Source organism: Agrobacterium sp. RC10-4-1, from assembly GCF_014138475.1.
Taxonomy (GTDB): Bacteria; Pseudomonadota; Alphaproteobacteria; order Rhizobiales; family Rhizobiaceae; genus Agrobacterium; species Agrobacterium pusense.
In genome coordinates this window covers 391,621-406,095 of record NZ_JACJIT010000002.1, presented here as the reverse complement: position 1 = coordinate 406,095, position 14,475 = coordinate 391,621, and the positions used below count along the sequence as shown (strand labels likewise).

11 protein-coding genes are annotated in these 14,475 nt (G+C 59.4%); 8 read left to right on the top strand and 3 right to left on the bottom strand.

What is annotated here, in order from left to right; translation table 11 throughout:
- Nucleotides 1–127: 127 nt before the first annotated feature.
- The 7 genes from FHW77_RS06280 to FHW77_RS06250 all read left to right on the top strand — a co-directional run bounded on the left by FHW77_RS06280 (nt 128) and on the right by FHW77_RS06250 (nt 7,453).
- Nucleotides 128–1,234: an ABC transporter substrate-binding protein gene (locus FHW77_RS06280; protein WP_004442860.1), complete on the top strand. Its 1,107-nt coding sequence runs from the start codon at nt 128–130 to the stop codon at nt 1,232–1,234.
- 100 nt (nt 1,235–1,334) lie between these two features.
- Nucleotides 1,335–2,219, top strand: coding sequence for an ABC transporter permease (locus tag FHW77_RS06275; RefSeq protein WP_182590360.1), 885 nt, complete (start codon nt 1,335–1,337; stop codon nt 2,217–2,219).
- A complete protein-coding gene (locus tag FHW77_RS06270; RefSeq protein WP_004442862.1) occupies nt 2,216–2,998 on the top strand; it encodes an ABC transporter permease in 783 nt (260 codons plus the stop codon). Before FHW77_RS06275 ends, FHW77_RS06270 begins: the two co-directional genes overlap by 4 nt.
- Before the next feature lie 12 nt (nt 2,999–3,010).
- Nucleotides 3,011–4,069, top strand: coding sequence for an ABC transporter ATP-binding protein (locus tag FHW77_RS06265; RefSeq protein ID WP_004442863.1), 1,059 nt, complete (start codon nt 3,011–3,013; stop codon nt 4,067–4,069).
- Nucleotides 4,070–4,164: 95 nt separating this feature from the next.
- Complete coding sequence (locus FHW77_RS06260; protein ID WP_004442864.1) at nt 4,165–5,208, top strand: zinc-dependent alcohol dehydrogenase family protein; 1,044 nt, start codon at nt 4,165–4,167, stop codon at nt 5,206–5,208.
- 59 nt (nt 5,209–5,267) lie between these two features.
- Nucleotides 5,268–6,044, top strand: coding sequence for an AAA family ATPase (locus FHW77_RS06255; RefSeq protein WP_004442865.1), 777 nt, complete (start codon nt 5,268–5,270; stop codon nt 6,042–6,044).
- Between the two features lie 77 nt (nt 6,045–6,121).
- Nucleotides 6,122–7,453: an MFS transporter gene (locus tag FHW77_RS06250; RefSeq protein ID WP_004442867.1), complete on the top strand. Its 1,332-nt coding sequence runs from the start codon at nt 6,122–6,124 to the stop codon at nt 7,451–7,453.
- A 69-nt stretch (nt 7,454–7,522) separates the two neighbouring features.
- Here the strand turns inward: FHW77_RS06250 and metH are convergent, their stop codons facing one another.
- On the bottom strand, nt 7,523–11,296 hold the full coding sequence (metH, locus tag FHW77_RS06245; RefSeq protein WP_004442869.1) for a methionine synthase: 3,774 nt from the start codon (nt 11,294–11,296) through the stop codon (nt 7,523–7,525).
- Between the two features lie 179 nt (nt 11,297–11,475).
- Here metH and FHW77_RS06240 point away from each other — a divergent pair, with 179 nt between their 5' ends.
- Nucleotides 11,476–12,735, top strand: coding sequence for an AGE family epimerase/isomerase (locus FHW77_RS06240; protein ID WP_034498785.1), 1,260 nt, complete (start codon nt 11,476–11,478; stop codon nt 12,733–12,735).
- A 130-nt stretch (nt 12,736–12,865) separates the two neighbouring features.
- Here the strand turns inward: FHW77_RS06240 and FHW77_RS06235 are convergent, their stop codons facing one another.
- Together FHW77_RS06235 and FHW77_RS06230 are read right to left on the bottom strand one after the other, a co-directional pair.
- Nucleotides 12,866–13,426: a dual specificity protein phosphatase family protein gene (locus tag FHW77_RS06235; protein WP_034498853.1), complete on the bottom strand. Its 561-nt coding sequence runs from the start codon at nt 13,424–13,426 to the stop codon at nt 12,866–12,868.
- A gap of 199 nt (nt 13,427–13,625) precedes the next feature.
- Entirely contained in the window at nt 13,626–14,078 is a 453-nt protein-coding gene (locus FHW77_RS06230; RefSeq protein ID WP_044459626.1) for a hypothetical protein, read from the bottom strand.
- Nucleotides 14,079–14,475 lie beyond the last annotated feature (397 nt).

The window sequence follows — 14,475 nt, the reverse complement described above, 5'->3', positions numbered from 1 at the left end:
ATAATGGCGGAAAATGGGTTTAAAGTGGCGGAATCCGGATAAATGAATTGCCATCCAGCCGTCACATTAGCTTCATCGAGAATCCGTATCAGCGTCCGCAATATGAGAACACGAAGAGGAGAAAAAAGTGATCTCTCACTGCCGCCGACTGCTTGCTACAACCACCGCACTGGTCATCGCCTCCACCGCTATTGCCGCCGCTGAGCCGAGCGCCGAACTGATCGCCGCCGCCAAGAAGGAAGGCATGCTGACCACCATCGCCCTGCCGCACGACTGGTGTGGTTACGGCGACGTGATCGCCGCCTTCAAGGCGAAATATCCGGAAATCACCGTCAATGAACTGAACCCCGACGCCGGCTCCGCCGACGAAGTCGAAGCAGTCAAGGCAAACAAGGACAATAAGGGCCCGCAGGCGCCTGACGTCATTGACGTCGGTCTTGCTTTCGGCCCGCAGATGAAGGCCGAAGGCCTGCTGCAGCCCTACAAGGTCTCCACCTGGGACGAAATTCCTGACAACGTCAAGGATTCCGAAGGTTACTGGTACGGCGATTATTACGGCGTGATGTCGTTCTTCGTGAACAAGGATCTTGTCAAGGAAACGCCGAAGGACTGGGCAGACCTTCTGAAGGCTGACTATTCCGGTCAGGTCGCGCTTGCGGGTGACCCGCGCGCCTCCAACCAGGCTATCCTCGGTGTTCTCGCCGCCGGTCTTTCAACCGGAGCAAAATCCGGCAAGGAAGCCGGTGAAGCCGGCCTGAAATATTTCGCCGACCTCAACAAGGCTGGCAACTTCCTGCCGACTATTGGCAAGGCCGGTACACTTGCACAGGGTGCCACGCCGATTATCGTTGCCTGGGACTATAATGCGCTATCCTGGAAGAAGACGCTGAACGACAACCCGCCGACGGAAGTCGTCGTTCCCGAGAAGGGCGTTCTCGCCGGTGTTTACGTGCAGGGCATTTCCGCTTACGCCCCGCATCCGAATGCTGCCAAGCTGTGGATGGAGCACCTCTACTCCGACGACGGTCAGCTCGGCTGGCTGAAGGGTTATTGCCACCCGATCCGCTTCAACGCCATGGTCAAGGCCGGCAAGGTTCCGCAGGACCTGATCGACAGCCTGCCGCCGGCAGCAGCCTATGAAAAGGCGATCTTCCCGACGCTCGAGGAAGTCGATGCCAACAAGGCGGCCGTCACTGGCGGCTGGGATAGCGTTGTCGGCGCGAACGTGAAGTAAATTGTTGAAAACGCACCCCGGCCGATCAAAGCCGGGGTGCTTCTTTTATAATATAGACCTTTATAGACAGACCGTTTGAAAACGGCGTTTGGGGACAAGGATGCCATCAACCAACACCGGCGGACCATCCGACGCGCGCAGAAAGCTGCCGCTGCATTGGATAGGCGTCGTACCTTTTGCCGTTTTTGTGCTGCTGTTTCTGATTATGCCGACGATGAAGATCGTCGTTGGCGCGTTCCAGCGGACAGACGGAACTTTCACGCTTGAAAACATTGCAGGGCTTTTTACCGCATCCATCCTTTCGGCCTACTGGATCTCGATAAAGATCAGCCTCGCTTCTGCAGCGCTCGGCTGCCTGATCGGCTTTGCCGTCGCCGCGGCCGTAGTGCTCTGTGGTCTGCCGCAGCGTATCCGCGGACCGCTTCTCACCTTTTCAGGCGTCGCCTCGCAATTCGCCGGGGTACCGCTTGCCTTCGCCTTCATCGCCACGCTTGGCCCGGTCGGCCTCCTGACCGTCTTCCTGAAGACGCAGATCGGCATCGATCTCAGGATGCTCGGCTTCAACATCCTGTCCTTCTGGGGTCTCACCGTCACCTATCTGTTCTTCCAGATTCCGCTGATGATCCTCATCATCACGCCCGCTCTTGACGGCCTGAAGCGCGAATGGCGCGAAGCGGCGGAAATTCTCGGAGCCACCGGCTTTCAATATTGGCGCATGGTGGCCTTTCCGATCTTGCTGCCGTCGCTGCTCGGCACCATGTCGCTGCTGTTTGCCAATGCCTTCGGCGCAGTGGCCACCGCAATTGCGCTCACCGGCTCCTCGCTCAACATCGTACCGATCCTGCTCTTCGCGCAGATTCGCGGCGACGTTCTCGGCAATCCGCATCTCGGTTACGCGCTCGCCTTCGGCATGATCGTCGTGACAGGCATTGCCAATGCACTTTATATCTGGCTGCGCGCCCGCAGCGAAAGGTGGCTGAAATGAAGCGTTTCTTCGCCTGGGGCGCGCTGATTTTCGGCCTGCTCTATTTCGCCCTGCCGCTGATCGGCATGACCAATTTCTCGCTGAAAATGCGGCGCGGCGAATATTCTTTCGACGCTTATGCCAAGGTGCTGGGCGACCCGCGCTTCCAGGAAACCTTCAGCTATTCCGTCGTCATGGCGCTGTTCACCATCATTTTCGGCGTCCTGCTGGTGGTGCCGACCGCCTATTGGGTGCGTCTGAAACTGCCGGGCCTGCGCCCCTATATCGAATTCATCACGCTTCTGCCGCTGGTCATCCCGGCCATCGTCATCGTCTTCGGTTATATCAGGCTTTACAACACCTCCAGCTGGCTGCCGCTGACCGGCACGAGCTTCGGCACCAACCTGCTTCTGATGTTCGGTTATGCCACGCTCGCCCTGCCCTATATGTACCGCGCCGTCGATACCGGCCTCAGAACCATCGACGTGGCGACACTGACGGAAGCGGCGCAGAGCCTTGGCGCGGGCTGGACGACCATCCTTTCGCGCATCATCCTGCCCAATGTTCTGGTCGCCGTGCTGTCGGGCGCCTTCCTGACCTTCGCTATCGTCATCGGTGAATTCACCATGGCAGCCCTTTTGAACCGCCCGGCCTTCGGCCCCTACATGCAGCTGCTGGGTGCCAACCGCGCCTATGAACCGGCAGCGCTTGCCGTGATTTCCTTCGGCATTACCTGGGGTTGCCTCGGTCTGATCCAACTCGTTTCACGCTACCAGAAGGGCGCGCCTCCCAAGGCCTGAGGACAATATTTCATGAGCTTTTTGACACTTAGCAACATCAAGAAATCCTTCGGCTCCGTCCAGGTCGTACATGATTTCAACATGGCCATCGAAAAGGGCGAGTTCGTCTCCTTCCTCGGGCCATCGGGCTGCGGCAAGACCACGGTACTGCGCATGATCGCCGGTTTCGAAATCCCGACCGGAGGGTCGATCGTCATCAACGGCAAGGACCAGACAACGCTCCGGCCCAACCAGCGCAATATTGGCATGGTGTTCCAGGCTTATGCGCTGTTCCCGAACATGAACGTCTATGAAAACGTCGCCTTCGGCCTGAAAGTCGCTGGCAAACCGAAAGCCGAAATCGACGCGCGCGTGAAAGAAATGCTCCAGCTCATCCACCTGGAGCATCTGGCTGACCGTTATCCCTACCAGATGTCGGGTGGCCAACAGCAACGCGTGGCGTTGGCCCGTGCGCTCGCGCCGAAGCCGGAAGTGCTTTTGCTGGACGAACCGCTCTCGGCACTCGACGCCAAGATCCGTGTTTCGCTGCGCGAGGAAATCCGTCAGATTCAGCAGAAACTCGGCATCACTACCATTTTCGTGACCCACGATCAGGAAGAGGCCCTGTCGATTTCCGACCGCATCGTTGTCATGAATGCCGGCCGCGCCGACCAGATCGGCTCGCCCTTTGATATCTACAACACGCCCGCGACCCGCTTCGTCGCTTCCTTCGTGGGCACGCTGAACCTCATCGACGCGATCGTGGCGGACTCCTCATCCAACACCATCCAGGTCGGGGAGCAGCAGATCACCCTGCAAAAGCCGGTCAATGCGGCAAACGGCGAAAAAATCACCCTTGCCCTGCGCCCTGAAGCGGGTTCGCTCGGCAGCGACGCGAAAGGCGATGTCGCCATTTCCGGCACGGTCACCTCCAGCCAGTTCCTCGGCTCGGTCATCCGCACCCGCCTCGATCTCGGCGGATCCACGCTGTCATTCGACATGTTCAACGATCCCGGCACAGCACCGCCCGCCGTCGGTGAGCAGGTCACGCTGAAATTCGCAGCCGGCGACCTGATGCTCATCAAGGACTAAAACGCTTTTCCAGACGCAAAACCGCTTCGCCCATTTGCGGGAGATGGTAGAGCAGGTATGACTTCGAACCTGCATACCAACGATGTGAGGCCATGATGCGCGCGCTTTATTACGAACGATTCGGTGAGACCCCCGTTGTCGCGTCCCTGCCGGATCCGGAACCGACAGATGGCGGTGTGGTCATCGAGGTAAAGGCCACCGGCCTTTGCCGAAGTGATTGGCACGGTTGGATGGGACATGACCCGGATATTCGCCTGCCGCATGTTCCCGGCCACGAATTCGCCGGGGTGATTGCCGCTGTCGGCAAAAACGTCACCCGCTTCAAGACCGGCGACCGCGTCACCGTGCCCTTCGTCTCCGGCTGCGGTCATTGCCATGAATGCCGCTCCGGCAACCAGCAGGTCTGCGAGGCGCAGTTCCAGCCCGGCTTCACCCATTGGGGCTCCTTCGCCGAATATGTCGCCATCGATTATGCCGATCAGAACCTCGTGCATCTGCCGGATACGATGAGCTACGCCACCGCCGCCGGCCTCGGTTGCCGTTTCGCCACCTCCTTCCGTGCCGTAACCGATCAGGGACGCCTGAAGGGCGGCGAATGGCTGGCGGTGCATGGCTGCGGCGGCGTCGGCCTCTCCGCCATCATGATCGGCGCCGGCCTCGGCGCGCAGGTCGTCGCCATCGACATTGCCGAAGACAAGCTCGAACTTGCGCGGCAGCTCGGCGCGACCGCCACCATCAACAGCCGCGCGGTTGCCGATGTTGCCGAGGCGGTTCGCGAGGTGACGGGTGGCGGTGCACATGTCTCTGTCGATGCGCTCGGCCACCCGCAGACCTGCTGCAACTCCATCAGCAACCTGCGCCGGCGCGGCCGCCATGTGCAGGTGGGGCTTATGCTCGCCGACCACGCCATGCCCGCCATTCCCATGGCGCGGGTGATCGCGCATGAGCTGGAGATCTATGGTAGCCACGGCATGCAGGCGTGGCGTTATGAGGACATGCTGGCTATGATCGAAAGCGGCAGGCTCGCGCCGGAAAAGCTGATCGGCCGCCACATCACGCTTTCCGAGGCCGCAACCGCCCTGCCCGCCATGGACAGCTTCAGGGAAAGCGGCATCAGCATCATCGACCGTTTCGAATAGGGATAATGGCTTTTGACACGGGGCACCGTTTAAGTGTCTTCCGTCAGGAGGAGCCCAACATGCTGTTTCTCGATAGCGTAACCACAAAAGAGAACCTCGACGGAAGCGACGTCTATCCCTTCTCCGTCCCTGCGCTGCGCCATCTGCAACGTCTTGAGTTCAAGACGCCGATCACCTTTTTCGCCGGCAATAACGGTTCGGGCAAATCAACACTGCTGGAAGGACTGGCGGCGGGAATGACTGCCTATGCCATCGGCAATCACGGTCAGGTAACCGGCGACCTTTACCTTCAGCACGCCGAGACCGTGGCGAAGTCGTTCTATTTCGCCCGCAAGAAATATCCGAAAATCCGCATGTTTCTGCGCGCCGAAGACGTGCTTGGTTATATCCGCCGCCAGAATGAGGAAGCGCTGGACGATTTTCGCTGGGAGCGGGAAAAGGCACTGAAAAAAGGCGAGGATTTTCCAGAGGAAACGCCCGAGACATTTCGCAGGATCGTCAGGAACAATATACTCGACCGCCGTTCCCACGGCGAAGGGTTTATGGACATCATGCAGCAGAGGTTGCACGGTGCCGGTCTTTATTTTCTGGATGAACCGGAAAGCCCGCTTTCAATGCAGAAACAGCTCGAACTCGCCGCGCTCATCCGCCATGCGGCCGATCGAGGCGGGCAATTGATCATCGCCACCCATTCGCCCGTCCTTCTGGCCATTCCAGAGGCAACGATTTATCATTTCGACGAGGATGGCATCACCGAACGTCTTTATGACGAGTTGGAGACCATAATCTTCCTGCGGCGCTTTCTCGACAGCCCATCGAAATACCTGAGTGATTGAACAGCATAAGGCTTGAAATCGCGCTGCGCTTGCCGCATTCCCATAAGTAATACGAAATTTAGAAAAGAAGCAGCCTCATGTCTCCCACCACCACACCGGCGGCAGCCCGGCCCCTCAATAGCCAGGATTACAAAACGCTCGGCCTTTCGGCCCTGGGCGGTGCGCTCGAATTTTACGACTTCATCATTTTCGTATTTTTCGCGACCGTGATCGGCCATCTGTTCTTCCCGCCTGAGATGCCGGATTGGCTGGTGATGATCCAGACCTTCGGCATCTTTGCCGCCGGTTATCTGGTGCGGCCGCTGGGCGGTATCGTACTGGCGCATTATGGCGACCGTTACGGCCGCAAGCGTGTCTTCGCTTTCTCGATCCTCTTGATGGCTCTTTCCACGCTGGGCATGGCACTGATGCCGACCTACGCCACCATTGGCGTGGCCGCTCCCATCCTGCTCATCATCCTGCGCATGCTGCAGGGTGCCGCCATCGGCGGTGAAGTGCCCGGCGCCTGGACCTTCGTTGCCGAACACGTGCCCTTCCGCCGCGTCGGCCTCGCCTGTGGTTTCCTCACCTCCGGTCTTTCCTTTGGCATCATGCTGGGCTCGTTGATCGCCTTTGCCATCAATTCGCTTTTCACGCCGGAAGACGTGGCCGGTTACGCCTGGCGCATTCCCTTCCTGCTCGGCGGCATTTTCGGCCTCATCGCCGTTTATCTGCGCCGCTGGCTGGAAGAGACACCGATCTTCATGGAAATGAAGAAGTCGAAGTCACTGACGGACAAGCTGCCGCTCGGGCTGGTGCTGAAGCACCATATGCGCGGCGTGATCATCTCCGCCCTGCTGACCTGGGTTCTGTCAGCGGCAATCGTCGTCACCACGCTGATGACGGCGACCTTCCTGCAAAAGCTCTACGGCTATACGCCAACGCAGGCGCTCGCCGGCACCAGCTTCGGCACGCTGTTCCTGATCTTCGGCGTCATCATTGCCGGGGCGCTGATCGACCGTATCGGCTCCGGCCTCTTCTTCATGGGCGCCAGCATCTTCTTCGGTATCGCCACCTTCACCTTCTACAGCTACGCCGGCACCTCGCTTCAGACCATGTTCTTGCTTTACGGCGTCATGGGCCTTTCGGTCGGCATGGCCGGTGCGGTGCCCTATGTCATGGTGCGGGCGTTTCCGGCATCCGTCCGTTTTTCCGGCCTCTCCTTCGCCTACAACGTCTCTTATGCCGTCTTCGGCGGGCTGACGCCGATCGGCGTGACGACGGCGCTTGCGATCAACCCCATGGCCCACGCCTGGTATCTGGTCTTCATCGCCGTCCTCGCCTTCGCGATCGGTCTCTACCTCTATCTGCGCGGCAGCGAGATAGAGAGCCATGTCGGCATTGAGGAACTGGCGGCGTTGCGGTCGTAGGTTCCACAGTAAACAAAAAAGCGCGGGCAAGACCCGCGCTTTTTATTTGTCCCGGCAATGCGTGAACCATCAGGCCGCGCTATCGATTTTCTCCTCGCCGTTCGTCGGCACGTAGTTGAGCACCGGACCGAGCCAGCGCTCCACTTCCTCAACCGGCATATCCTTGCGGCGCGCATAATCCAGCACCTGATCACGCTCCACCTTGGCAACGCCGAAATAATAGCTCTCGGGATGACCGATATAGATGCCGGAGACGGAAGAACCCGGCCACATGGCGTAACTTTCCGTCAATTCCACACCCGCCGCATTGGTGGCGTCGAGCAGGGCAAACAGCGTCTTCTTTTCGGTGTGGTCGGGCTGGGCCGGATAGCCAGGTGCCGGGCGGATACCGGCATAGGCCTCTCCAATCAGCTCATCACCGGCAAAAGCCTCATCCGGTGCATAACCCCAGAACTCCTTACGCACCCGCTCATGCATGCGCTCTGCAAAGGCTTCCGCAAAACGGTCGGCCAGCGCCTTCACGAGGATGGACGAATAATCGTCATTCGCCCGCTCGAAACGCTCGGCAATCGCCACTTCTTCGATACCCGCCGTTACCACGAAGCCGCCGACATAATCGGCAACACCGCTATCGACGGGCGCAACGAAATCGGAGAGCGCCACATTCGGGCGTCCATCGCGTTTGGAAAGCTGCTGACGCAGCGTGAAGAAAGTCGCCAGTTCTTCTTTACGGCTCTCATCCGTAAACAGCCTGATATCGTCACCGACAGCGTTGGCAGGCCAGAAGCCGATCACCGCACGCGGCCGGAACCAGTTCTCCTCGATGATTTTCGCAAGCATTGCCTGCGCATCGGCATAAAGCTGCCGCGCCGCCTCTCCCTGCTTTTCGTCTTCGAGAATGGCCGGGAAACGGCCCTTCAGCTCCCAGGTCTGGAAGAAGGGCGTCCAGTCGATGTACCGGGAAAGCTCTTCCAGGTCGTAGGTCTCGAATACCTTTGTGCCGAAGAACTGCGGCTTGACGGCGCTATAGCTCGACCAGTCAATCTTGTGCGCATTCTCGCGGGCGCGGGAAAGCGGCAGGCGCTGCTTCTCACGCTCGTTGCGGGCGTGAGCCTCTGCCACCTTGGCATATTCGCTGCGAATACCGTCGATATAAGCCGGCTTCTGCTCGGCGGAGAGAAGCGCCGACACGACGCCCACGGCGCGCGAGGCGTCGGTCACATAGATCGCCTGCCCCTGCTCATACCGCGGATGAATTTTTACCGCCGTATGCACACGGCTCGTCGTCGCACCACCGATTAGCAGCGGGATGTCGAAACCCTGCCGTTCCATTTCTGCGGCCACATGCACCATCTCGTCCAGCGACGGGGTAATGAGGCCGGAAAGGCCGATCACATCCACCTTTTCGGCGATTGCCGTTTCGAGGATTTTCGTCGTCGGCACCATGACGCCGAGATCGATGATCTCGTAATTGTTGCAGGCGAGAACGACACCGACGATGTTCTTGCCGATATCGTGCACATCGCCCTTGACGGTCGCCATCAGCACCTTGCCGGCCGCCTTCTTCTCTTCGCCGCCGTTCAGGCGCTTTTCTTCTTCCATGTAAGGAAGAAGCACCGCCACGGCCTGCTTCATCACGCGAGCGGATTTCACCACCTGCGGCAGGAACATCTTGCCCGAACCGAAGAGGTCGCCCACCACGTTCATGCCGGCCATCAGCGGCCCTTCGATGACGTGCAGCGGACGCTCCGCCTTCTGGCGCGCCTCTTCCGTATCGGCCTCGATATATTCGGTGATGCCGTTGACCAGCGCGTGCTCCAGCCTTTTCTCGACGGGCAGTTCACGCCAGGAAAGATCCTGAACCTTGGTATCCTTGGCGCCCGTGCCCCGGAAACGCTCCGCGACCTCCAGCAGGCGTTCGGTCGCGTCATCGCGGCGGTTCAGCACCACGTCCTCGCAGGCCTCGCGAAGCTCCGGGTCGATATTGTCATAAACCGCAAGCTGACCGGCGTTGACGATGCCCATATCCATGCCAACCTGGATGGCGTGATACAGGAACACGGCATGCATCGCCTCGCGCACCGGTTCATTGCCGCGGAAGGAGAAGGAAAGGTTGGAAACGCCACCGGAAATATGCGTAAGCGGCATGGTTTCGCGGATGGTCTTGGTGGCCTCGATGAAATCAACGCCGTAATTATTGTGCTCCTCGATACCGGTCGCGACAGCAAAGACGTTCGGATCGAAGATGATGTCCTCAGGCGCCAGCCCGGCCTTTTCGGTCAGCAGCTTGTAGGCCCGCGCGCAGATTTCCACCTTGCGCTGATAGGTATCCGCCTGCCCCGCCTCGTCAAAGGCCATGACAACGACTGCCGCGCCGTAATTGTGGACGAGCCGCGCCTGCTGGAGAAACTTCTCCTCGCCTTCCTTCAGCGAAATGGAATTGACGATCGACTTGCCCTGAACGCATTTCAAACCTGCCTCGATGATCTCGAACTTCGACGAGTCGATCATGACAGGCACGCGGGCGATGTCGGGCTCGGCAGCGATGAGGTTCAAAAACTCGACCATCGCCTTTTCGGAATCGATGAGGCCTTCATCCATGTTGATGTCGATGATCTGCGCGCCGTTTTCCACCTGATCGCGGGCAACGGCCAGCGCCGCCGTGTAATCACCGGCGGTGATAAGCTTGCGGAACTTGGCCGAGCCGGTGACGTTGGTGCGCTCGCCGACGTTGACGAAGGGAATGTCCTTGGTCAGCACGAAGGGCTCAAGGCCCGAAAGCGACATGAAGGGCTTGTGCTCGGGGATCGGGCGCGGCTTGTAATCCTTCACCGCTTCGGCAATCGCCCGGATATGCTCCGGCGTCGAGCCGCAGCAACCGCCAACGATGTTCACGAGGCCGTCGCGGGCGAAACCCTGCACCTGACGCGCCATCATCTCAGGCGTTTCGTCATACTGTCCGAACTCGTTCGGCAGGCCTGCATTCGGATAGGCACAGACGAAGGTGTCGGCGACGTCTGAAAGCTCCTGCAGGTGCGGACGCATTGCATCCGCACCGAGTGCGCAGTTAAGGCCGATGGTAAAGGGGTTGGCGTGGCGCACCGAATTCCAGAAGGCAGACGGCGTCTGGCCGGAAAGCGTGCGGCCGGATAGGTCTGTGATCGTGCCCGAGATCATGACCGGCAGGCGGATGCCCTTGGCCTCGAAACGCTCCTCGCAGGCGAAGATCGCCGCCTTTGCATTCAGCGTATCGAAGATTGTCTCGATGAGGATGATATCGGCGCCGCCGTCGATCAGGCCGTCGATCTGCTCGCCATAGGCGATACGCAGATCGTCAAAGCTGACGGCGCGGTAACCGGGATTGTTGACATCTGGCGAAATCGAGGCCGTACGGTTGGTGGGGCCGATGGCGCCAGCGACAAAACGGCGGCGGCCATCTTCCCGCTCGGCGCGCTGGGCGGCGCGGCGGACGATCTGCGCACCCTCGCGGTTGAGGTCATAGACCGCATTTTCCATCTCGTAATCAGCCTGCGCGATACGGGTCGAGGAAAACGTGTTGGTTTCGAGAATATCCGCACCCGCCATGGCGTAGCGATAGTGGATGTCTTCGATAGCGTCCGGCTGGGTCAGAATCAGAAGGTCGTTATTGCCTTTCTGGTGACAGGCGCAGCCGATGAAGCGGTCACCGCGAAAATGATCTTCGTCAAAACCAAGACCCTGAATCTGCGTGCCCATGGCGCCGTCGAGAATGAGGATGCGTTCGCTGGCGGCTTCGCGCAGCGCCTTGAAAATTTCCGCGCCGTCGCGCTTTGCCCCCTCAGGGCCAAACAGATCGTCAAACACGGGCACACTCCTCATTTCGATTTGCAAGATCGCAAGTCGTCAAGTCACATAAAGATATGTTTATGTCAATATATCTTCAAGGGACAGGCATGGCTTTGCGTCGTTGCGTCACGTTACGAAATATCGCTGACAGATGACAGGTTTATACGGCAAGGATATAAGCCGAAGCAGCAAACCGCATGGAGGACGCGATGTCTGAGGACGATCACAACAGCCGAAACTGGAATACCCTGCCCTGGCACCGCCAGTGGCTGGTAAAACAGGCCGAGGGGCTTTTCGACTTCTTCCAGTACCGGGCGCTCAATCCTGCCGGCGGCTTCTTCGATCTCGATGTCAAGGGCGCGCCGCTGCAGGCAAACGATCCCGTGCGCGGCATCCATGCCTCCGCGCGCATGGTGCATTGCTTCTCCATCGGCCATCTGCTCGGCCGTCCGGGCTGTGGCGATATTGTCGACCACGGCATGACCTATCTCTGGAACAGGCATCGCGACAGCGAGCATGGCGGCTATTTCTGGCAGGTTAACGATGCCGGCCCCCTGGACGCCACCAAGCAGGGTTACGGCCATGCCTTCGTGCTTCTGGCCGCCTCCTCCGCCAAGACCGTCGGCCACCCGCTCGCCGACCAGATGCTGGCCGATATTACCGAAGTGCTGGAAACCCGTTTCTGGGAAGAAAAGCACGGCGCGATCGCCGAGGAATTCAACCGTGACTGGTCGCCCATCGATAATTATCGCGGCCAGAATTCCAATATGCATCTGACCGAAGCGTTGATGGCCGCCTATGAGGTGACCGGCGACAAAAACTACCTCGGCAAGGCCGAACGCATCGCCGATCTTCTCATCCGCCGTCGCGCCGGTGAACTGGATTTCCGGGTTCCGGAGCATTTCGACGACAACTGGACACTCGACAAGGACTATCGCGGCAACGAGATGTTCCGTCCCTCCGGCTCCACCCCCGGCCATTGGCTGGAATGGGCGCGCCTCCTCCTCCAGCTTTGGGTGTTGGGTGATCGCCGCCACGACTGGATGCCGGTGGCCGCCAAATCGCTGTTCGTGCAGTCCATGGCGCTTGGCTGGGATCGGGAAAAGGGCGGCTTCTTTTATACGCTCGACTGGAACGACAATCCCGACAAGCGGGCAAAGCTCTGGTGGCCCATGTGCGAAGCGGCGGGTGCGGCCCATTTCCTCAACGAAAACCTGCCGGCGGACCCTTTCTATGAAGACAGCTACCGCCGCATCTGGAGCACCATCGCCAACAGCTTCATCGACCATGAAAATGGCGGCTGGCATGAGGAACTGACGGAAAATCTGGTTCCCGCTCACACGCTGTTCCCCGGCAAGGGTGATATATACCACGCCCTCCAGGCCTGCCTCATCCCGCTTTTCCCGGCTACGGGCAGCCTGACAAGGGTGATCGGGGAAAGCGGCGGGGCTTATTAAGCGCGTTGTTCGCAACGGCGTTCGAAGACTTCTCCACTGTCATGCTCGGGCTTGTCCCGGGCATCTGCAGCCTATCGGCCGGACGCAACGCGGTTAGATCCCCGGCATAGGGCCGAGGATAAAGCAACAGTCAAAACCCGATTGTTTCCTCGAAGTCATCCCAGGACTGATACATTTCATAACGCCCGATGCCAGGGATCGGCACATGGCCGTAATAGGGCGAAAGTTGAAACTCGGCGGCCGCCTCGCTCTTGCCTGCCACGGCGGCAACATAGATCGCAGAGGCAAGCCCGGTGCGGTTCGCCCCATGTTCGCAATGGATGAGAACAGGCTTTTCCGCGTTGCGCAGCACCGCCGCCAGCGTTTCTGAATCTTCCACCGAGACTTTCTCGCTTGAGCTCAGCGGATAGTCGACCAGCCGGATGCCGTTGTTTTTCGCGGCCTTGCTTTCGGTATCATACCAGGCTTCACGCTTTTCATCGCGCAGGTTGATGATGGTCTTGATGCCATAGGCCTTGGCGTAAGCGGCGATGTCCTTGCCACTCGGCTGAGCCGAACGATAAAGCTCGCCGGGAATGACCTCATGAAAATTCCCCGTCAGCTGGCCGATGCCCATATGTGCGCCGGCCAAAACCGGGAGGGCAACGAGGCCAATGGCCGTGATCTTCAAAAACTTCAGAAAAATACGCAAAACATCAACCCGCGACATCAATCCAATGTGTGGCAGATGACACCGCAAACCGGCGAAAACAAGTCACGCCCCGTCGCGGCCCGTGCGCTTCGCAAGCAGCCGGGGCACGGCAGGCCCATGGAGCGGTTGCAATGCAGGGCCTTTGGACCCAAGCATAAATTCTCAAAATACCGTGATTGCTGGCACCGGTGTGATCTCTTCAATCAAATTCGGCGGAAATGACGGTAACCCGCCACTCCAGCCTTTGCGGTTCCACCCGCTCGTTGTTGCGCAGGCGAAATGTCCGGCAGGCGGCGAAGGTTTCCCCGGCTTCGATCCGCCTTTCGCTCACCTGATAGGGATCGAACGATACGGAAGCTCGAAAGGCCGGTTCGAAGCCCTCCAGCGTGTAGGTCAGACGCTGCACCGCGACATTGTTATCATTGCGGAAGCTGACGCGAACGGGCAATGCAGGGTCCGGACAGGCGGCCTCGAACCCGGCAGTCGCGACGATATGCTCCAGCCGCTGGCTGCTGCGACGCCAGTCGTAAATGACAAAGGCAGCCGTGCCGGCCCATATCAGGAGCAGGCAGATGACCACTGGTTTGAGATGCCGCGGAAATGCAATAAGGGTGAGGAGAAGAATGGCGCTGAGAACGGCTCCGACAATCACGTCGCCCCTCCTCCGCTAAAATAAAGCTCCATACGTTTCTGCCCTCCCCTGCCCTTCCAGCCACAAACGGCCGCGCGAGGCGGTCGTTGGGGTATTATCTCGACGGCGGCTCAAGCCTCTAGCATATGGCGCGAAGCACCGGCATCGCAGCCGTCAGCCACAACTCTATGGGTGCTCCCCCCGGTGTCAAGACAACCAAGCGTGACAGATAGCGCCGGCATTGCCGTCCTCAGAAAGAACGGCGAAGGGAACCAAACGCCGCCGAAGACGTTCGCAGCATCAGAACAGCATGGCGGGACATAACGAAACGCCGCGGCATGGAGGTAAGTAGGCCAGCCGGCAGGGACGACAAGCCGCCCCTTGGCACCGCCGAAAGCCACCCCATATTAAAAGTTAC